Here is a 19,359-nt window from a genome sequence, read left to right on the forward strand (position 1 = left end):
GTGTCTATTAACGTATTTTCAAACTTGCCAATCCGATCAAAACCAGAATGACGGTAATAATCCAAAATCTCACAATAACCCGCGGTTCCGGCCAACCTTGTAATTCAAAATGGTGATGTAAAGGTGCCATTCTAAAAATTCGCTTACCGGTTAGCTTGAAAGACGCCACCTGCATAATGACCGACACGGTTTCCACCACAAACACCCCTCCCATGATGACCAGCACCAGTTCTTGGCGTACAACTACCGCAACAACACCAATAGCCGCACCCAGCGCCAGCGCGCCCACATCCCCCATAAAAACCTGGGCGGGAAAAGTGTTAAACCAAAGAAACCCCAAACCGGCGCCGACAATAGCACCACAAAAAACCGCTGCCTCACCGGCACCAATGACGTAGGGAATACCCAAATATTCGGCAAATTTAATATGACCGGTAAGGTAGGCAAACAAGCCCAATGCACCGCACACCATCACAGTAGGCATAATGGCCAAACCGTCCAAGCCATCGGTCATATTCACGGCATTACTGGTTCCCACAATCACAAAATATGTAAACACCACATAGAACCATCCCATAGGAATCGCCACATCCTTAACGAAAGGCACAATCAACGTCGTTTCCGCCGGAGTGGTTGCAGTTTTGTATAAAACAATAGCCGCCGCCAAACCGAACACCGATTGCCAGAAATATTTATATTTCCCCCGCAATCCTTCCGGATCGTTTTTAACTAATTTTTTGTAGTCATCCACCCAACCCACCACACCGAACATCAGCGTCACACCTAGAATGATCCAGACGTAACGATTGGATAAATCGCTCCACAGCAGGGTACTAATAGCCACGGCCACAATAATAAGCGCACCCCCCATAGTTGGCGTACCTGCTTTACTAAAATGGCTCTGCGGTCCATCATCCCGTACCGGTTGACCTATTTGATATTGACTTAACTTTCGAATCATTACCGGTCCAACCACAAAGGAGATCACCAAAGCCGTTAACACACCCAGTATGGTTCTCAAGGTAATGTACTGGAAAACATTAAACCCACTGTGATATTGACTTAGATAATCTGCTAAATAAAGTAACATTGTTATGCACCTACACTATTTTTCTTGTCTACGAGCGCCTCAACCACCCTCTCCATACGCATGGAGCGAGACCCCTTCACCAGTACGGTCGCTTTTGCTGACAATACGGTTTGCATCGCCTCCAGCAACGCATCCAAGCTGGAAAAATGTTGCCCTCCCACTCCAAAGGCCTCCACCGCTTTGCCGCTTAACTCACCGATAGCGAACAAACGCGTGACTCCGCTGCGCTTGGCATCTTCACCGGCCGCAAAATGCAGTTGTGCCGAATCCGGCCCCAACTCTCCCATATCACCTAACACCAGGAAGCGGTCCCCTTCACTTTTCCCCAGCACCTCCAAACCTGCATGCAGTGAATTGGGGTTGGCGTTATAAGTATCGTTGATGACGGTGGCATTTCTCACACCTTTGAGCACTTGTAAGCGTCCGGATACCGGTTTTAGTGCCTCCAAACCTTTCTTTACATCCTCCAGAGAAATACCCGAAGCAACCGCTGCTGCCGTAGCTGCCAGCGCATTCATCACATTGTGTTCGCCGGCCAGGAGCAACCGACACTGCACTGCTCCAACGGGAGTCTGAATGCTCAAATCACTTCCCCGCAGATCACCAGACCATGTGCAGGACACATCAGCGGGCTGTTTCAAACCAAAAGTCATTTGTTGCACCTGGCCGGTTAAAGACCGCCAAACGTCAACATAAACATCATCGGCATTAAATACGGCCACTCCGCCGGTAGTTAAGCCCTGAAAGATCTCTCCCTTAGCGTGGGCCACACCCTCCACAGAGCCAAAACCTTCCAGATGTGCCGGTCCCGCGTTATTAACCAACGCCACATCCGGTTTAACCAAATGCGTTAAATAGGCGATCTCCTGGTGATGGTTCGCCCCCATTTCCACAACGGCGCGCTGATGCGACTCATCCATACTGAGTAGCGTCAATGGTACGCCAATGTCGTTGTTTAAATTTCCCCGAGTGGCAAAGACCGTATGGGATTGCGCCATGATAGACGCAGACATTTCTTTCACCGTGGTTTTACCATTGCTGCCGGTAATAGCCAGAGTGGGTATTTGCAGTTGTTTGTGCCAATAGCTGCCTAATTGCCCTAAAGCAGCAAGGCAATCCTTTACTACAACCTGCGGTAAAGACAAGGGCAGTTGTCGCTCCACCAACATAGCGGCTGCTGCGGCCGCCTGTGCTTGCTCAGCAAAGTCGTGCGCATCAAAATTTGGACCTTTCAAGGCCACAAACAACTGTCCGGCCTGCACCTTTCGGGTATCGGTACTGACGCCCACAAAGGATCCGTCACCACCCAGTCGGTTCCCATTGACCGCTGTACTGAGCTGTTGCAAAGTCATATGACAGCCGCTCATAAAACTTCACCGCCGCGTCTTTGCTTTAAAGCACTTTGCGCCTGTGCCACATCACCGATATACGGGATTTTTGTATCGCCTACAATTTGGTAGTCCTCATGCCCCTTACCGGCGATAAGGACGACGTCATCTGCTCCCGCCTCAATGATGGCGCCGGCAATAGCAGTAACTCGGTCTGCAATCACCTGAACTGTGGGATCTCCATCCAGTCCTTTTTGAATATCTGCAATAATGTCTATTGACGCCTCTGAGCGCGGATTGTCATCGGTAATCACTACGCGATCGGCATAACGTTGTGCCACCGCCCCCATCTGCGGGCGTTTACCCTTATCCCGATCACCACCGCACCCAAACACACACACCAGTTTTCCCCGGGCGCAGTCCTTGACTGTTTCTTTACGAGCCTCAACGCCATCTATAACACCAAGATGATCACGCAGTGATTTGAGTACATTTTCCAAAGCATCGGGGGTATGGGCATAATCAACCACCACTAATGGAGCACCGTCCACACCACCCAAACGCTGCATCCGACCGCTTATAGTTCGCAGGGTATGCAGACGCTTAACCGCCACATCAAACGCCACGCCCATAACCATTAATACACCAAACACAGCCAGCATATTGCCAACATTAAATCGCCCCAATAGGGAAGAATGCACTACCGAACTACCCCAAGGCGTAGAAAGTTGAAATTGCAAACCCTGCGGCGATTGCCGAATTTGGGAAGCCCGTATCAAAGCCACCGAATCCGGTAGTGTATTTTGCAATTGGTTTTCATCAGCCAATGTGTACGCGATTTTGTTCAAGCCGGCAGGCAACTCTGTTAAAAACCGCATTCCCACAGCATCGTCTGCGTTTATTACCGCATGTTTTAATGAGGGCAAAAGAAATAAAAGTCGCTTGGCCTCGGCATATTGATCCATGTCACCGTGATAGTCCAAATGATCCCTGCTGATATTAGTAAACACACCAACATCAAAAGCCACTCCGGCCACGCGCCCTTGGTGCAGCCCGTGCGAGGAGACTTCCATCACGGTTGCCGTAGCGCCCCGCTCATGGAAACCCGCCAATAATGCGTGCAGACTAATCGCATCAGGTGTGGTATGGGTACTCTGTTGCAATTGACCGTAAATCCCATTACCTATGGTACCCAACACAGCACAAAGCCGGTCTTCACTGAGCATCTGCGCCAAAAATTGAGCGCAGGACGTTTTGCCATTGGTACCGGTAATCCCGACCATACTCATAGCAGCAGAAGGCTGTCCAAAAAACCGCTCTGCAATGGCTCCCACACAGTGTTTCAAATTGTCCACGGCAATAATAGGAACACCCGACTTTTCCAAACGACGGAATATCAGTGTCTCTTGTTCCAGATCCTGAGCAGTTTCATACAACACGGCAGTAGCTCCGGCCCTCAGAGCTTGGTCCGCATAGTGTATGCCGTGAGTTTGGTGACCGCGCAAGGCAATAAACACGTCCCCAGCTCCGCACTGCGAGCTGTTCAAGCGAATACCACTAACAGCTCGATCTTGCGCCGCGCTTATGTCAACATAATCGCGGAGCAGCTGTGACAGCATAAGTTCATTACTGCGCTTGTTTTGCATTGTCACCATTTACCTTAACTGCCCGATACAAAAAACTTCATATGACATAGAAATCTGCAATCCAGTACCCGATACCTGCCTAGTGCAATTCGCTGTGGGAGGCACTGACAAACCCTCTACGGTAACCATCACTGCCCGGCCCAGGCATAGTGCGCGCCGGATAGTGCGGGAACATCGTCCGGGGGAATATCCAGCATTCGCAGGGCTCCGGACATTACTTTTGAAAAAATAGGTGCAGCCACCGCCCCACCATAGTACTGTTTACCGCGCGGCTCGTTGATCATAACCACCATAATCAGACGCGGATCACTGGCCGGAGCCATTCCGGCAAAGATCGACATATAACTGCCGTCTTCATAGCCATGCTCGCCGATTTTCTTCACGGTACCGGTTTTTCCTGCCACGCGATATCCGGTCACGCGGGCCTTGGTTCCTGTGCCTCCTCGATGGGTTACGGATTCCAACATTCCACGCACCTGAGTCAACACGACAGGATTCAGTACCGGTTCGTCGTAGCTTGCCTCCATGGTTCCGTATACGGTTCGCAACAGGGAGACCCTGGGCAAATAGCCGTTATTAGCAAACACGGTATAGGCACGAGCCAATTGTAACGGTGTCACCGATAAACCATAACCGTATGACATGGTAGCCCGTTCCAGATCGTGCCAACCACTATAGTCCGGCAATGACCCGGATGACTCACCGGGAAAACCGCTACCGGTGGTTACGCCAAAACCAGAGCCGGCCAGTGCTTCCCAGAGCTGACGCGGCTCAATGGCCAAAGCCATTTTACTGGCCCCTACATTACTGGACTTTTTCAACACCGTGGAAACATCAATACGACCGTAATTATGGGAATCGCGAATCAGTTTACGCCCCACCTTAAGTAAACCCGGCGCAGTATCAATGACGGTTTGCGGTTCAAACATACCGGTTTGCAATCCGGCGGCAACAGTAAACGGTTTAATGGTGGATCCGGGCTCGAATACATCGGTCATGGCGCGATTACGAATACTGGCACTGCGCAACTCATCCCGGTTATTGGGATTAAATGCAGGCTGGTTCACCATCGCCAGCACTTCACCGGTTTTTGCGTCCAGAATAACAGCCGAACCGGCGTCAGCATTATGTTGTTTGACTGCCGCTTTTAATTCCCGGTAGGCCAAATACTGCACACGACGATCTATACTGAGAATAACATCCTTACCGGGACGCGGTTCGCGAATTCGTTCCACAGTCTCCACCACCCGGCCCAACCGGTCTTTTATAACTCTATGACTCCCGGGAGTACCTGAAAGTTCGTGATTGAACGCCAGTTCCACGCCCTCCTGGCCGGAATCATCCACATCGGTAAAACCCACCAAATGCGCGACTACCTCGCCGGCAGGATAAAAACGTTTGTATTCTTTTTTAAAGGCAACACCGGGGACTTCCAGAGCCGCAATCCGTTTAACGGTTTCCGGATTCAGGTGGCGCCTCAAATACATAAATTCCTTGTCTTGTCGCGCCAATAGCTGAGCCCGAAGTTCGGCAACATCCAGCTCCAGCTCAGCGGCCAACGCGGCCCAATGTCCCTGTTGTTGCAATAAGGCGCGCGGATTCACCCATACCGACTCCACCGGCGTACTGATTGCCAACGGCTCACCATGGCGGTCGGTAATCATGCCGCGGTGCGCCGGCACCGGTACATCACGTAAATAGCGGGCATCGCCCTGTTCCTGGAGAAAGTCTTTATTAAACACATGCAGATCCACAGCGCGCCACATCAGTGCCACTGTAAAAAACCCCAGTAGCAGACTCATAAGAGCCAGCCGCCCTTTTTTTACGACATAAGGTTCATTTGCTATCACGGTTGCACAATTTCCACACGGCTGCCAGGCATCTGCATTTCCAATTTGGACGTAGCGATATGTTCCACTCTCCCATGGGTAGACCAAGCCGCCTGCTCCAACTGCAATCGCCCCCAATTCACCTGCATTTCGTCACGAACCGCCTGCAAGGCTCGCAACTCAACAAACGCTTTGCGACTTTGGTGTTTGGAGTTCACCACACTCATTGCACTGCTGGTAACGGCAAAAACCAAAACAGCCATACTTAACCATTTAAAATTCATGCCTGCCTCCTGCATATTGCCAGTCCCGTGGCGATTCACAGCTTTTCCGCAACACGTAATACGGAACTGCGAGCCCTGGGGTTTTCATCAATTTCCTGCGCATCGGGGACGATGGCTTTGCCCACCACTTTCAATACCGGTTGCAATTGGTCGGCGGTCACAGGAAGATCCGCGGGAAACCGATCTCCTCGTGATTGTTCCCGCATAAACCGCTTCACAATCCGGTCTTCCAGAGAGTGGAAACTGATCACCAAGACACGACCACCGGGCGCCAGCACATCCACTACCTGAGACAAACACGTTTGCAAATCTTCCAGTTCCTTGTTAATAAAGATGCGAATAGCCTGAAAACACCGGGTTGCTGGATCTTTGCCGGCTTGCCAGGCTGGATGCGCATCTGCAATAACAGCAGCCAGATGTCCCGTAGTGGTGATGGGGGACACCTGGCGTTCTTTGACGATTGCTCGCGCTATACGCTTGGCATAACGCTCTTCTCCATACTCCCGAAACACACGACTCAGCTCATGTTCACTTGCTTCCTTTATCCAATGCGCAGCGCTTTGTCCCACATCCGGGTCCATGCGCATATCCAGAGCACCATCCCGCTTAAAACTGAAACCCCGGTCCGGGTCATCCAATTGCGGTGAAGACACCCCCAAATCCAATAAAATTCCATTCACTTTCCCCAGCCAGCCGCGCTCCTGTGCCAACTCGAAAATACGGGTGAACGACGCACGCACCACGGTAAACCGGCTATCCTGCGCCAACTCCTGTTGCGCTACCGCAACGGCTTGGGGGTCTTTATCGATGGCCAGCAACTGCCCCTTGGCGCCAAGCTCTTGCAAAATTGCCAGGGAATGCCCTCCGCGACCAAAGGTACCGTCAATATAAATGCCGCCTTCACGAAACGGCATCGCTTCAATTACCTGCCTCAGCAAAACAGGTTGGTGCGTATATTCAAGTTTCATGCGGCACTTTATATGGACAAGGATTCCAGGTCCTGCGATAAACTGCCGTCTTCAGTTTCCAGCCATTTCTGGCGACTTTCGTTCCAGTGCTGCCCGTCCCAAAGTTCGAACTTATTACCTTGCCCTAACAGCACCACTTTCTTGTCCAATTTGGCATAATCCCTTAAGGGTGGAGGCACCAGCACTCGACCACTGCCATCCATCTCCACCTCAGTGGCATGCCCTATCAGCAACCGCTGTAAATTTCGTGTACGGGCATCGAAGGTAGGTAATTTGACCAATTTTTGCTCAACTTCTTCCCATTCCGGCAGAGGATAAATTAATAAACAAAAATCGCGATCAACTGTAACCACCAATTGACCGTTGCAACTGTCTATTAATTCCTGACGATACCGGGTAGGCACCGCCATGCGGCCCTTGGCATCCAGGTTCAGTTCGTTTAACCCACGTAACAACTACGGTTCTCCGATGCATCAAAAAAGAGGGGCAATTGTCCCATTTTTTCCCACTTTGCCCCACATTAGTACACTATAGGAATGAAATAGAGGTAGTGTCAAGGGAAATCCCCACTGTAAATGCTTATTTCACAACGACCATCAATGGGAAACGAAACAAACAAAATGAAGGAGGATCAGCTCCAATGAAATGATTTCTTTGCAATTGAACAGCTTAGGAAATAAGCCGATGCGCTGGGACACGCCATAAGCCAAAACCGGCTTCGAAATGGCGAAAAGGGGAATATTAACCACCAACATGTAAAGAGGGAGTCGGCCTGTAAGCCGGGTTCTGTCAAGAACAGCCATTCATCTGGATACACGTCACCGTATATCTCAAGCGACCTACCCGGGAACGGCGCGGACCACGCCTATTGTTCCCCTATTTGGTCTTGCTCCGAGTGGGGTTTACCCTGCCACCGATGTTGCCACCGGCGCGGTGCGCTCTTACCGCACCTTTTCACCCTTACCGGCATTCAGGCGAACCCAAACACTTAGGCGGTGTATTTTCTGTGGCACTTTCCGTAGGCTCACGCCCCCCAGGTGTTACCTGGCACCCTGCCCTATGGAGCCCGGACTTTCCTCCCCATCAGCACTCAACGGTTCGCTCAAAGAGAACCGAGGTGCCCAATGGCGCGACTGTTCAGCCAACTCCCGCCACTAGTTTACACCAGCCGGAATCAGCCGGACTACTTAAATTTCAGCGCCATGTCATACAAAGTATTTTTCTTGAGGCCAGTCAACTTCACCGCCAGAGACACGGCCTGCTTATGCGGAAGTTCACTCAACAGTATTCTTAAGATCCGCTCGGCCTGCTCAGATTCCCGCACCTGCTGCTCAGGGTCTGTGTACGCCGGTAACAACAACACCATTTCACCTTTTTGCTGATTCGGATCCTGCTGTACCCATTGACGCAGGTTGGCAATAGAATCCTGACGCAGAGTTTCGAAAGTTTTGGTTAATTCTCGCGCAAATACCAGTGGCCTGTCTTCACCCAGGACTCGCTCCATGTCCTCAAGACACGCCAAAATCCGATGCGGGGATTCAAAAAAAATCAAAGTCCGGCTGTCCCGCGCTAATGTTTCCAACAACTTGCGCCGCGCCTGTTGCTTAGCCGGCAGGAATCCTTCAAAGGCAAATCGATCTGTAGGCAACCCCGATACGCTTAAGGCGGCAATCACCGCACTGGGACCGGGTACAGGTACAACACGTACCCCCTGCTCTCGAGCCAATTTGATCAAATGATAACCAGGATCACTCACCAATGGCGTGCCCGCATCGGAAATTAGCGCCCAAACCTCACCCGCGCTAATTTTATCTATAATATGTTGGGCCACAAGGCGTTCGTTGTGTTCATGCAATGCATGTGTAGGAGTGTTGATCGCAAAATGTTTCAGCAACTTTCCACTTTGGCGAGTGTCTTCTACAGCAATACAATCCACCGTTTGCAATACCTCAAGAGCCCGAAAGGTTATATCCTTGAGATTACCGATAGGTGTAGCCACAACGTATAAAGTGTTTTTTTCGATTAAATTTTTCATAAACAATCACGTATAATCCGGAAAATCAGGACATAAAGCAAACTAGGTAAATCATGAACCAGACAAAACGCTCCTATTATTTTTTCCAGCGTCCACTTGGGCATTTATTAACCATATTGATGATTTTGCAGCTTGCTGCCTGCGGAACCGTGGCACCACCGCAATCCATCCCAGCCCCACCAACCATTCCGGACGCCCGCGTGCTTACCACCCCCACTGAAGAAGAAGCAGAAGTGGTCGTGGAAATGCAACCGGAAGAACTGCAACGCCGCGAACAACCGGCACAAGGGCTTATTAACAGCGGTCGATACCTGGATGCTGCTTTATTGTTAACAGAGTTAGCAGCCTCCTTGCCCACACCACAAAAACAGGATTATCAGCTTCGAGTCAGTTCCTTACTGTTGCTGGGCAACTATATCCTGCAAGCTGAACAGGTACTGAAGGAAACTGACGTAAGGCCGTTGGGTCTGGAAATGCGATTGCGCAAAGACCTGCTGGATGCTCAACTGGCTTTAGCCAAACAACAACCTAATGTCGCTTTGAAAAAATTACGCCAACTCACTGACGAAATCCGGACCGCAGCGCCACCACAACAAAAAGAATTTTATCAGATTCAAATTGATATATATTCTGCTATTGGCGATTTCGCCAATGCCGCCCACGCCCGCTCCATAGTGGAAGTATTGCTGGACGACCCAATGGAAGCCCTGGAAAACCAGGAAATTCTTCTCCGGGATTTACAAAAGCTAACAGCCCGGGAACTGTCCGCCTTAGCTGCACAAACCAAAGATCCAATATTTACCGGCTGGCTGGAATTGGCCAAAGTCGCTAAAACCGCGGCTGACCTGCAACAGGCAGAACAAGGAATTACTGACTGGCAAAGTCGTTACCCGCAACACCCGGTGCAAAACTCCATTATCAATGCCATCATGGCGAAACAACCCGAAGCTCTGGGACGCCCCACCCGCATTGCTGTCATGCTTCCCATGAGCGGCCGCTACGAAAAAGCCGCTACAGCCATTCGCAACGGATTCCTTACCGCATACTTTGCCGAACAAAAAGGGCAACCTCGGCCGGAAATACGCTTTTATGATGAAGGTGACGACCCCGACAACATTACCGATATTTACCAAAAGGCCGTTGATGAGGGTGCCGATTTTGTAGTTGGCCCACTGAATAAACAGGCCGTTACCAATCTCACTCGATATAACCACCTACAAGGGGGCGTTCTCAGTCTGAATTACGGTGATATAGAAGAAATAGGTAATCCACCGTTCAACTTTTTCCAAATGAGCCTGTCTCCGGAGCAAGAAGCTATTCACGTAGCCGAACACGCTTGGTTGGATGGCCATATGCAAGCCGCTGCCATTTATCCCGACTCGGACTGGGGCACACGAATATTCAACGCTTTCAAATCGCGTTGGGAAGAACTCGGTGGTGTGATTGTGGAACACCAAACTTATGACATGAAAAAAAGTGACTATGCAGCCCCCATCAAACAACTGCTTAACATTGATGAAAGTGAAAACCGGCATCAAAACATAAGACGGTTTATTGGTGAAAAATTCTTTTATGAGCCTCGACGCCGGGATGATGTGGATTTCATTTTCATGGCAGCCTACTCTCGACAAGGCAGATTGTTGCGACCGCAATTAAAATTCCACCGCGCCGCCAACATCCCTGTGTACTCCACTTCACATGTGTATAGCGGCAGCTTGAAAGCTAATATGGACAGAGACATGAATGGGGTGCGTTTTAGTGATATGCCGTGGACATTAACCCATGATAAGAACAATGAGCTTTTGAAAGAACAAATCAAGACCGTATGGCCCAACACCAGCAATCGCTATATGCGTCTATTTGCCCTGGGTATCGATGCCTATCGAATCATTCCTGAATTAAACCGACTGCGCCGTAATCGATTCACCTCTATTCAAGGAACAACCGGCATCCTCTACCTGGATGTGAGTAACCGAATTCAAAGACGCTTACTGTGGGCCCAATTCCGGAAAGGTGAACCCAAAGTACTGGCGGAATACTAAGAGCACAGCAAGAATAGTCCGTGCGTACAAAGCAGACCAGCGTCACCATTGGCCAGAACGCCGAAAAAAGAGCTTGCGACTATCTGAAACGGCAGGGACTGCAGCTAATAGAGCAAAACTATCGCTGCAAGCAAGGGGAAATCGACCTCGTGATGCGTCAGAACCATACGATTGTCTTTGTGGAGGTGCGTTATCGAAAAAATGCCCTTCACGGCAGTGGCGCCGAAACCGTTACTTTCTCCAAGCAAAAAAAACTTTTGAGTAGCGCCACCCAATATTTATTGGAGCGCTACAATTCCGTAGACCTACCCTGTCGTATCGATGTATTGTCGCTGGGCACCAACAACCATGACACTCAATGGATTCAAAACGCAATCGAAAAGCGATACTAGGGGAGAAACACGAGTCAGCCGACGACTAGCAGGATCAAACCTCCACCGGCAATTCCTGACACAAAACCACTTGGGACACACTCACTTGCGCTGAGTAGGCCAAAGCTTCCACGCCGCATTGTACCGCTGTTCGTAACTTCCTCGCATAATCCGGATCCACAAAATCCGCAGGCCGTACTGTATCCACATCATCTCTTTGCACGCAAAAGAACAATACCCCCCTACCCCCCTGCCGTACCAGATTTGAAAGTTCGTCCAGATGCTTCACGGCACGCTTACTCACCGCATCGGGAAAATAGGCGGTTCGCCCTTGCACTAATGTTACGTTCTTCACTTCGACATAACAGGAATCAACCGGACCGTGTAACAACAAGTCAATGCGACTGTTGCTTCCGTAGGGGACTTCCGTTTGAATGGATTTATAACCTTGTAAACTGTTGACTCGACCGGACGCGATGGCTTCCTTCACCAACACATTGCTTTTCATTGTATTAATACCCACCAACACTTTTGCGTTGGCACCACTGACTTCCACCAGTTCCCAGGTATGGGCATACTTTCTATTGGGATTAGAGGAACAACTCAACCAAACCCGGCTCCCCGGTTCAGCACAACCGGACATGGCTCCGGTGTTGGCTGTATGCGCCGTTATTACCTGCCCGTCAGTTAACTCTACATCCGCCAAAAATCGTTTATAACGACGCAGCAAGATCCCCTCTATTAGTCTGGACTCAAACTTCATTTACCGTGACCGTATTGACTCGACCATATTCCTTGCGTCCTTCCCGGGGGCATCCAGATACAACGGATGTTTTTTGGTATTGGTATGGGAATGAAAATACTGATACCGGAATATGGCATCCAGCCCATGGCAATCCGCGCAAACCATTTCTTCTACTGAATGGTTTCTTAGAAAACTATCAGAGCTACCCCCTTCCCTCTCTATTCCGGGAGCTGCATTTAACTTTGCCCCACTCCATTGGTGTGGGTCATGACAACTGGGACAACTAATAATACCTACGCTGACTTCTTTTCCTGCCTCTGAGAACACCGGTGTAACCGGCATTAGATCCACATCGGCAGACAGAGGTAAGTTTCGCTTGGGTTGATTCCAGGATAAGACGTGATCCGGATGTTTACCGTAGTTCACGACCTTATTGCTGATGCGGTTCATGCTCGAATGACAACTTCGGCAAAAAGAAGCTTGAATATTTTTCGCCTTACCCGGTGACCTACCCCAAATTGCAGTCTTGGACACGGCATTGTGACTGGCATGGCATTGATTGCAGACACCTGCCTTGAGACTTTTTTGTTTGCTATTGTAATCGAGCCAGCTATCTACCACGCGATAATCGTGTTCGGTATTTATCACTCCGGCTTCGTGTTCATGGCACCCGGTACACAAGGGTGAATCCCCGGCGGCGGTTACTCGCAAAAAACTGTTACCCGTATGCGCCTTAATAGTCATCGCATCTTTTATTTTCAAGGCTGGATTGGCCGCATCCCACACATGAACGTTGTGGCAGGTTGTACAATCAATTTTCCCTCGTCCAGGCTCATCAACTCGCTTCCCGGTCAAGCTAAATAACGGCAATTTCCCCCGCTGCTTTTTTACCTCAATCAAATTTGGATGGTTGAAGGAGTCAGGAGCAAAATGTTTAGCCGCACCCTTTTCTATATGACAGGCTTCACATTGAGCCTGTATCAAGGACACGGATTCTCCCACTGCCCCCAACTGCAACATCTGTGGCGCATCGCCTTTGTGCGCTCGATGGCAGGCGGAACAAACCCCTTGACCTGTTACAGTATGTTTGGGTAATTTTCCTTTCCTACCTGCGTCATACAAATTCACATTGTGTTTACTGTTTATAACGGCCGCGTTACGTGTATGACAATTTACGCATAGCGTACTGTTCTTCCCCAATTCCATCCTTAGGAAATTCGATTTACCAACGGATGATGTAGCATGGGGATCATGACAAGTTGAACACTGTACATTGCCACCATTACGAACCGCTTTTCCTGTGGAATCGAATAGGGGTAATGAAACCAGGTTTGCATCGCCTCCGCCTTTTTTTACCCACTGACCCGCTGTAACGTCAATACCCAAGCTTTCTACCGGCACATCCACGGGATGAGAAAAATGCCCTAAATCGGTTTTTGAAGCCAAGCCATCTTTGTTATGACACACAACACAGCGCGAACTGGATTCAACTGCAGCCACTCCGAAGCCGGCTCCTATATTCGCCAGCAGTGGGGTATCAACTGCCCCGTGACTGACGTGACAACTTGCGCAAGGCCCTCTTGCCGCCATTTCCTTACCCTTAGCGGTTTTCAAAAATGCTTCATTCTTTACCAGATTGTGCTCACCCTTGAGCAGAGCCTTTTTGTCGTCATGGCACACTGTACATAACTCGGACCTCTGACTGTCTTCCACCAAAAGCTTCTTGCCCTTGGCGTTGTGCGCCCCGTGACATGACTGACAAACCATCTGCCCACCGGTTCCCAATTCCATATCCACACCTATCAGCTTCTCAGATAGAGTTTTATTGATACGCTTCAGGGGATGATTAATTTTTGCTGATTTTTTTTCCCGGTGACAATCCATACACATGCTGGAGTTAATATTCTTATTTCGCATAAAAATAGCCCCTTGGCTATCCCAAGCATCTCCATGCGCGGTATGACAGGTACCGCAATAGAGTTTTCCTTCTTCATTCAGTGGGTAAGTATACCCTGCACCAGAGAGACTCCCTTTGACTTTATCCGACGGTTTCACCCCTACCGGGTGATTGTGGGTATCATCTCCAAATTGAAACCGTGAATCATTAACAAAACCATCATGGCAAGAAAAACACATCCTTTTCGTGCTCACCACTTTTTGCTTGCCGGAATCCGCCATCACATACTCATATACCGGCATCAAGGGAGCACCTTGATCAGCCCCAACCATCCAATCAATGTGACAAACTGCACACGCCCCTGACTTTTTAATTCCCGGTAAATCCATTGCAACCGCCAACGACGGTATACTAACCACAATTAGCAATACCACCTTTATAAGGTCTATTAAGCATTCTGTACTGACCACAGTTTTCATCAAGGTAAACCATATACCGATACTTTGTTTGCCAGCACCTCTACCACATACAAATTCTGATTGTGCACTGCAAGCCCGGCAGGAGCTGAAAAACGCAATATTGCACCACTATTACCCAACACATGATTAAACGATCCTTGGCTATCAAACACTTGAACCACATCCATATAGCTGTCCGAGATATAGATACGGCCCCTGGCGTCCACGGCCACGCCTTTGGGACGAAATAATTTTCCTTGCACTACTCCCAAGCTACCCACACTTTTCAGGAACTTCCCTCCATTAGTGAAAATCTGCGCTCTTGCATTCAACACATCCACAATAATGTTTTTACCCGCTTCCATGCTACTGACAGTTGCCGGGTAGCGAAACTTTCCCTCCCCTTCTCCCTTTCCACCCCAAGATCGCAGCAACTTTCCTTGAAAAGAATAAACTTGAATTTTTTGACTGTTATTGCAACTCACCAGGATGCCCTTACCACTATCCACCAATGCCACATCAATGGGCCTGTCTGGTTTACCATCAACCATGATGGGAATGTTTTTCTTAAAATCTCCGTGTATTCCCATAATTTTTACGGCATGATTGCCCGTGTCCGCCACAATAAGATCACCTTTGCTCAAGGCCACACCTACCGGATAGTTAAACAGATCCTTCTTGCCAATTGCGTACAAGTAGGTACCGCGCTTATCAAACATTAATATGCGATGCTTGTTACCATCGGCTACCGCGATATAGTTATCATTGACCGCCACATCGGTAGGAAGACTCATGGAATCGCCAGGCTTTCCCACGATATCAAATAGATGTTTTGCATCGGCTAGCGCATAGTCGTCCGCAGCATAAACCAGCGGTAACACTGCCCACAAAACCACTACAATGAACACCCTCACGGATTTTTACTCCGCTTACGCTCATCTTTTCTGATAAACAAATCCGGAAAATGAAATTTATTATATTCACTAACCAGGGCAGCAATGGCAATATCCATCAACCTCTTGGAGTCTTGCGCGGAATAACCCAATCGAGCGTAGGAAATAGCGGACTTCTTCTTTGAATGACAATCATCGCACTTAAACGGCTTCCTGGTCAGCCCTCTGTGCATGTGAGATAGTTGCGCCCTGAGTTCAACATCTCCCATTTCCTGGTAACTGTTCAAAAGCTTTTTCGCTTCTTCGATTTTAGAGTCATCGATAATAGACCCCCGATCTTGCTTGCGCTTTAACCACGGTATAATTTTTACACTTTGCAAGCGCCCCATTCCATTGTCGAACTCTATCTTGGGTTTTGACAAATCCAGTTTCACCGGTCTAATAGTCGCCTCCCGGGAGTACACGTCCATCCAACCGTGTTCCACATCCTCCGGTTTAAACTGGTTTATAAAATGACAAGTTTCACAGGCCACAAAGTAGCTGTGCATATTTCTAAAAGCCCTGACTTCCTCCCCTTTTTTGTGCGCCATATTTGTGTGGCAATAATCGCATCCATTCAATGCAGCCCCCTTCAACATACCGCCTACATGATGAAAATGCCCCGTTTCATAGTGCTCCTTAATCGAAATATCCCCCAAATGATATTCCTTCGTCGGCTCTGTGCTCAATCTACCTCGGAGCTTTTTCAACAACGCCATTTCCGACGGCACCCCTTTGAGCACTTCGGCAGTATTTGTTTGCTTTACTTCAAAGTCCCAATAAATCAAAGAATAGAACAATTGGCCGGCCCAGAACACAAGGCACAGCAACAACAGCACGTAAAACTTATAAGCCAGCTTTTTCACACCAGGATCCTTACACTACTTAATGATGAGGCTTAATCTCATTTTCCAACCCCACAGACTTCATGAGCTGTACGTAGCGATCATAGTGCTCATGTATCATTTGTTTCTCGGACAGGTACCCGGAAAAAAAACCGGTGGGGTAAGGCAGCTTCTCCGGACAATAGTATTCGTGATACCAGTGAATAAACAACAAAAACAAAACCGCCATTAGTGCCTCGTAAGAGTGAAATATGTAAGCCACATTCAACACTATCCCCGGCAGCAACAAACTCACTTCGTCCCGCCACCATAAAGCCAACCCTGCCAAACCAATGACCGTTATTCCCCAGTACTGTGCGTAGTATTCAAATTTTTCTTTCCACATTATGCGATCATACTTTGCCGGCTTTCTGGACAAATAAGTTATATATTTAAAGTGATCCAAAATATCCTTAAAATCTTTCTTGTTCATAATCATTGCTTGAGACAGAAATGCCGATAACACATTTTTTCCGCTGATGCTGTTGTACATTGCCAATCGACACAAGTGATGGCGGTAAAACAAGTTTAGCCAGTACAACGTGTGATATATAAAAACAGACAACAATACCACACCCGCAGCTCGATGAATGTTGGGAGCAATATCCGGCCCTCCAAAAAGAATGTATAAGGGCTTGGCCCAGGCCTGATCAGCATAGCGAAGGGGCAGGCCGGTCATAGCCAAAACCACAACCGAACTCAATTGAATGATGGATTGGACTCTTTGTGTCGTAGTATATTTTTGAAAATACAACACCCTATTTATTCGCATTACGCTTGGTCGCCGATACATACACCCTCCTTATTGCGTCATTTACCATCTCGATAACCGAATCAGGCAATTGGTACAGGGGAAACAGCCGCCTGAAAAGCTCTAACGCCACAACAATGAGAAATCCGTACAGCACCACTGTCATGACTATTCTGAAAAATATCAACAATATAAACTGCAATGGATATTTGTCCGCCTCATACGTCACGTGGGTTTTAAATCCCGCCAAACGTACCGACGCTTTCTCGTGGCAACCTGCCTGCTTACAGGTGTCACCAACTCGTGCGGGATGAGTTGAAGATTCCTGGTCTTTTTGCGACTTAACCAAGTGACCATTAGCACCGCTGACCACATGGCAACCAATGCAATCGGGAGTTTTCTCCGACCCCAATCGCAGCATTTTGTAATGAAATGTTTCCTTAAACGAAGCAACCACATTATCCAACTTATGGCGTTCCATTATCCCTACGTCGGAATGACACTGGGAACACATGTCAATCCTACCCATCGGCCCGGTTTGGCGCTGCATTCTTGATGCAACATGGCGAAAATATTTTTCTACAAACTCTATTTTCTCATGACAATTTTTGCACCGTGATAAACTTTTTTCTGCAAAGGCTTCGGGATCCTTAGTCACACCCAGCAATGAGCGATACAGTGGCTGCTCATGACACTGGCGACATCCGGGATAATCCTCTTTATACTTTTTTTCTTTACCGGTTTCATCCACACTGGAATGCGCACTGGCGCGCAAGAGTTTTTGTACTCCCTTGTGAGAAAACCGCCGCTTTGCCGCCGGTTCTTCAATATGGCACTCCACAGTGCAATCCACTTGTTTTACATCCTTATGTGGAACTTCATCTATGCCTTCATGACAATCAGTACACTCCACGCTTGCGTGGGGACTGCGACTAATTAAGTCTTCATTAATGTAATAAACATGAATACTGCCATTTTTTTCTACTGCGCTTAGACCAAAGTATTTGTGACACAGCATACAATTAAGATCTTCGGCCACCACGACATCGGCAAAAAAAGCACAGATCAAGACCAAACCGCCAAGCGGAATGCAGCAGAGCCTCGTTATAGTGTCTTTAATATTCATGACAAAAATTACAGGTTTTCTTCATCCGTAACCGATGTTTTATATCTGCACCCGTATCGGCTGCCTTGTAGGCAACAACGCCTTTTTCGTGAGGATTGTGACAAGTAGCGCAATGCATTTTGCCGGTTCCCGGCGTTACCGGAAACTCCACATCGATTGTTGTGCGCATTTGGTCCATAAACCTGCGGGTCTCCGCCTTGGGCACTACCAGATGGTCCGCCTCCTTCTTTTTGGTTATACCCGTTTCACCTCCCGGATGAGGTTTGTAGGGATGGCAATTCACACACAATTGGGACAAATCTCTTTTGGCCGCCAATTTCACATCAGCAAACTTAGTCTCCGGCGTTAAGTTTTCTACATCGAGGTGGCAAGACTTACAACTGGCTTTAATGATTTTTCCGTTGCTGATTTGTTTGTGCGGGTTAAAACGTTGAAACATACTGCTTTCGTGACAAAAAAAGCATTGTTCGACACGGCTATTGTAAGGACCACCCCGGAGAAACAGAGGATTGGACATTCGTACCGTAGAACCTCTGTTCAGACATTGAAGCTTCAAATCATGACAAGAAAGGCAGTTCATCAATCGACTGGCCCTCCCGCCTAAGGAAGCCAGTGACTGACGAAACCCCGATGGTATATTGTTCCACATATTGTCATTCAGGCTTACGCCCGTGGGGTGCATAAATATTTCTTTAGAAAATTCATTGTGGCAATAGCCACACATGATTTCGATGTTCGTGGTTCGCAGGTTGGTTCGCCCCATCTGCCCTCCTGCCTCATGGCACGACAAACACATATCTTGCTTCCAATGGGGATTGGGCACATCCACCGCATACAGTTTGCCTTGTTTTAACAGAGGCCTTATTAACGCTGGATTAGTTACAATTTCATTGCGTAAGTCTGCCGCATTCACCGCCGACACCAAAATCGACATCACAGAAATCAAAATCCAATATTTGCTATTGACTGTCAT

General features: G+C 48.6%; 17 protein-coding genes and 1 other RNA gene. 2 read left to right on the top strand and 16 right to left on the bottom strand.

From position 1 onward, the window contains the following. Window positions 1–7: 7 nt before the first annotated feature. From mraY to rsmI, 9 genes are all read right to left on the bottom strand, one after another. Window positions 8–1,090, bottom strand: coding sequence for a phospho-N-acetylmuramoyl-pentapeptide-transferase (mraY, locus tag OEY58_02460; protein ID MDH5324302.1), 1,083 nt, complete (start codon window positions 1,088–1,090; stop codon window positions 8–10). Window positions 1,091–1,092: 2 nt separating this feature from the next. Beyond that, window positions 1,093–2,457 carry a UDP-N-acetylmuramoyl-tripeptide--D-alanyl-D-alanine ligase gene (locus OEY58_02465; protein ID MDH5324303.1) on the bottom strand — a complete coding sequence of 455 codons (1,365 nt, stop codon included), beginning with the start codon at window positions 2,455–2,457 and terminating at the stop codon, window positions 1,093–1,095. Continuing rightward, window positions 2,454–4,073, bottom strand: a complete 1,620-nt coding sequence (locus tag OEY58_02470; protein MDH5324304.1) for a UDP-N-acetylmuramoyl-L-alanyl-D-glutamate--2,6-diaminopimelate ligase — start codon at window positions 4,071–4,073, stop codon at window positions 2,454–2,456. Before OEY58_02470 ends, OEY58_02465 begins: the two co-directional genes overlap by 4 nt. 119 nt (window positions 4,074–4,192) lie before the next feature. Further along, a complete protein-coding gene (locus OEY58_02475) occupies window positions 4,193–5,866 on the bottom strand; it encodes a penicillin-binding transpeptidase domain-containing protein (protein ID MDH5324305.1) in 1,674 nt (557 codons plus the stop codon). Window positions 5,867–5,910: 44 nt separating this feature from the next. Then, a complete protein-coding gene (ftsL, locus tag OEY58_02480) occupies window positions 5,911–6,177 on the bottom strand; it encodes a cell division protein FtsL (GenBank protein MDH5324306.1) in 267 nt (88 codons plus the stop codon). 35 nt (window positions 6,178–6,212) lie between these two features. Then, the gene (gene rsmH, locus OEY58_02485; GenBank protein MDH5324307.1) at window positions 6,213–7,145 is read right to left on the bottom strand and encodes a 16S rRNA (cytosine(1402)-N(4))-methyltransferase RsmH; all 933 of its coding nucleotides are present in this window, start codon (window positions 7,143–7,145) and stop codon (window positions 6,213–6,215) included. Between the two features lie 8 nt (window positions 7,146–7,153). Next, complete coding sequence (gene mraZ, locus OEY58_02490; protein MDH5324308.1) at window positions 7,154–7,600, bottom strand: division/cell wall cluster transcriptional repressor MraZ; 447 nt, start codon at window positions 7,598–7,600, stop codon at window positions 7,154–7,156. 304 nt (window positions 7,601–7,904) lie between these two features. Further along, window positions 7,905–8,294, bottom strand: an RNA gene (gene rnpB, locus OEY58_02495) — RNase P RNA component class A. A 34-nt stretch (window positions 8,295–8,328) separates the two neighbouring features. Then, on the bottom strand, window positions 8,329–9,180 hold the full coding sequence (gene rsmI / locus OEY58_02500) for a 16S rRNA (cytidine(1402)-2'-O)-methyltransferase (protein ID MDH5324309.1): 852 nt from the start codon (window positions 9,178–9,180) through the stop codon (window positions 8,329–8,331). Between the two features lie 53 nt (window positions 9,181–9,233). On the opposite strand from rsmI, the gene OEY58_02505 reads away from it, so the two are divergent. Together OEY58_02505 and OEY58_02510 are read left to right on the top strand one after the other, a co-directional pair. Then, window positions 9,234–11,222 carry a penicillin-binding protein activator gene (locus OEY58_02505; GenBank protein ID MDH5324310.1) on the top strand — a complete coding sequence of 663 codons (1,989 nt, stop codon included), beginning with the start codon at window positions 9,234–9,236 and terminating at the stop codon, window positions 11,220–11,222. A gap of 20 nt (window positions 11,223–11,242) precedes the next feature. Next, window positions 11,243–11,614, top strand: a complete 372-nt coding sequence (locus OEY58_02510; protein ID MDH5324311.1) for a YraN family protein — start codon at window positions 11,243–11,245, stop codon at window positions 11,612–11,614. A 34-nt stretch (window positions 11,615–11,648) separates the two neighbouring features. Here the strand turns inward: OEY58_02510 and sfsA are convergent, their stop codons facing one another. From sfsA to OEY58_02545, 7 genes are read right to left on the bottom strand one after another with little or no spacing between them, the layout of a single operon-like run. Then, window positions 11,649–12,356, bottom strand: coding sequence for a DNA/RNA nuclease SfsA (gene sfsA / locus OEY58_02515; protein MDH5324312.1), 708 nt, complete (start codon window positions 12,354–12,356; stop codon window positions 11,649–11,651). Then, window positions 12,357–14,714, bottom strand: a complete 2,358-nt coding sequence (locus OEY58_02520; protein ID MDH5324313.1) for a cytochrome c3 family protein — start codon at window positions 14,712–14,714, stop codon at window positions 12,357–12,359. Next, a complete protein-coding gene (locus OEY58_02525; protein MDH5324314.1) occupies window positions 14,714–15,607 on the bottom strand; it encodes an NHL repeat-containing protein in 894 nt (297 codons plus the stop codon). Before OEY58_02525 ends, OEY58_02520 begins: the two co-directional genes overlap by 1 nt. Beyond that, window positions 15,604–16,491: a hypothetical protein gene (locus OEY58_02530; GenBank protein ID MDH5324315.1), complete on the bottom strand. Its 888-nt coding sequence runs from the start codon at window positions 16,489–16,491 to the stop codon at window positions 15,604–15,606. Before OEY58_02530 ends, OEY58_02525 begins: the two co-directional genes overlap by 4 nt. Before the next feature lie 19 nt (window positions 16,492–16,510). After that, entirely contained in the window at window positions 16,511–17,281 is a 771-nt protein-coding gene (locus OEY58_02535) for a hypothetical protein (protein ID MDH5324316.1), read from the bottom strand. Beyond that, on the bottom strand, window positions 17,268–18,386 hold the full coding sequence (locus OEY58_02540) for a hypothetical protein (GenBank protein ID MDH5324317.1): 1,119 nt from the start codon (window positions 18,384–18,386) through the stop codon (window positions 17,268–17,270). Before OEY58_02540 ends, OEY58_02535 begins: the two co-directional genes overlap by 14 nt. Continuing rightward, window positions 18,376–19,359, bottom strand: coding sequence for a hypothetical protein (locus tag OEY58_02545; protein ID MDH5324318.1), 984 nt, complete (start codon window positions 19,357–19,359; stop codon window positions 18,376–18,378). Before OEY58_02545 ends, OEY58_02540 begins: the two co-directional genes overlap by 11 nt.

The organism is Gammaproteobacteria bacterium, from assembly GCA_029882975.1.
Classification (GTDB): Bacteria; Pseudomonadota; Gammaproteobacteria; order SZUA-152; family SZUA-152; genus JAJDNG01.

What these genes read in the sequence shown, in the direction of transcription:
- OEY58_02505 (MDH5324310.1), top strand. Translation starts at nt 9,234, where the DNA reads ATGAACCAGACAAAACGCTCCTATTATTTTTTCCAGCGTCCACTTGGG.
- ftsL (MDH5324306.1), bottom strand. Translation starts at nt 6,177, where the DNA reads ATGAATTTTAAATGGTTAAGTATGGCTGTTTTGGTTTTTGCCGTTACC.
- rsmI (MDH5324309.1), bottom strand. Translation starts at nt 9,180, where the DNA reads ATGAAAAATTTAATCGAAAAAAACACTTTATACGTTGTGGCTACACCT.
- OEY58_02545 (MDH5324318.1), bottom strand. Translation starts at nt 19,359, where the DNA reads ATGACAGTCAATAGCAAATATTGGATTTTGATTTCTGTGATGTCGATT.
- OEY58_02540 (MDH5324317.1), bottom strand. Translation starts at nt 18,386, where the DNA reads ATGAATATTAAAGACACTATAACGAGGCTCTGCTGCATTCCGCTTGGC.
- rsmH (MDH5324307.1), bottom strand. Translation starts at nt 7,145, where the DNA reads ATGAAACTTGAATATACGCACCAACCTGTTTTGCTGAGGCAGGTAATT.
- OEY58_02470 (MDH5324304.1), bottom strand. Translation starts at nt 4,073, where the DNA reads ATGGTGACAATGCAAAACAAGCGCAGTAATGAACTTATGCTGTCACAG.
- OEY58_02465 (MDH5324303.1), bottom strand. Translation starts at nt 2,457, where the DNA reads ATGAGCGGCTGTCATATGACTTTGCAACAGCTCAGTACAGCGGTCAAT.
- mraY (MDH5324302.1), bottom strand. Translation starts at nt 1,090, where the DNA reads ATGTTACTTTATTTAGCAGATTATCTAAGTCAATATCACAGTGGGTTT.
- OEY58_02475 (MDH5324305.1), bottom strand. Translation starts at nt 5,866, where the DNA reads ATGAGTCTGCTACTGGGGTTTTTTACAGTGGCACTGATGTGGCGCGCT.
- OEY58_02535 (MDH5324316.1), bottom strand. Translation starts at nt 17,281, where the DNA reads ATGCGAATAAATAGGGTGTTGTATTTTCAAAAATATACTACGACACAA.
- sfsA (MDH5324312.1), bottom strand. Translation starts at nt 12,356, where the DNA reads ATGAAGTTTGAGTCCAGACTAATAGAGGGGATCTTGCTGCGTCGTTAT.
- OEY58_02520 (MDH5324313.1), bottom strand. Translation starts at nt 14,714, where the DNA reads ATGAAAACTGTGGTCAGTACAGAATGCTTAATAGACCTTATAAAGGTG.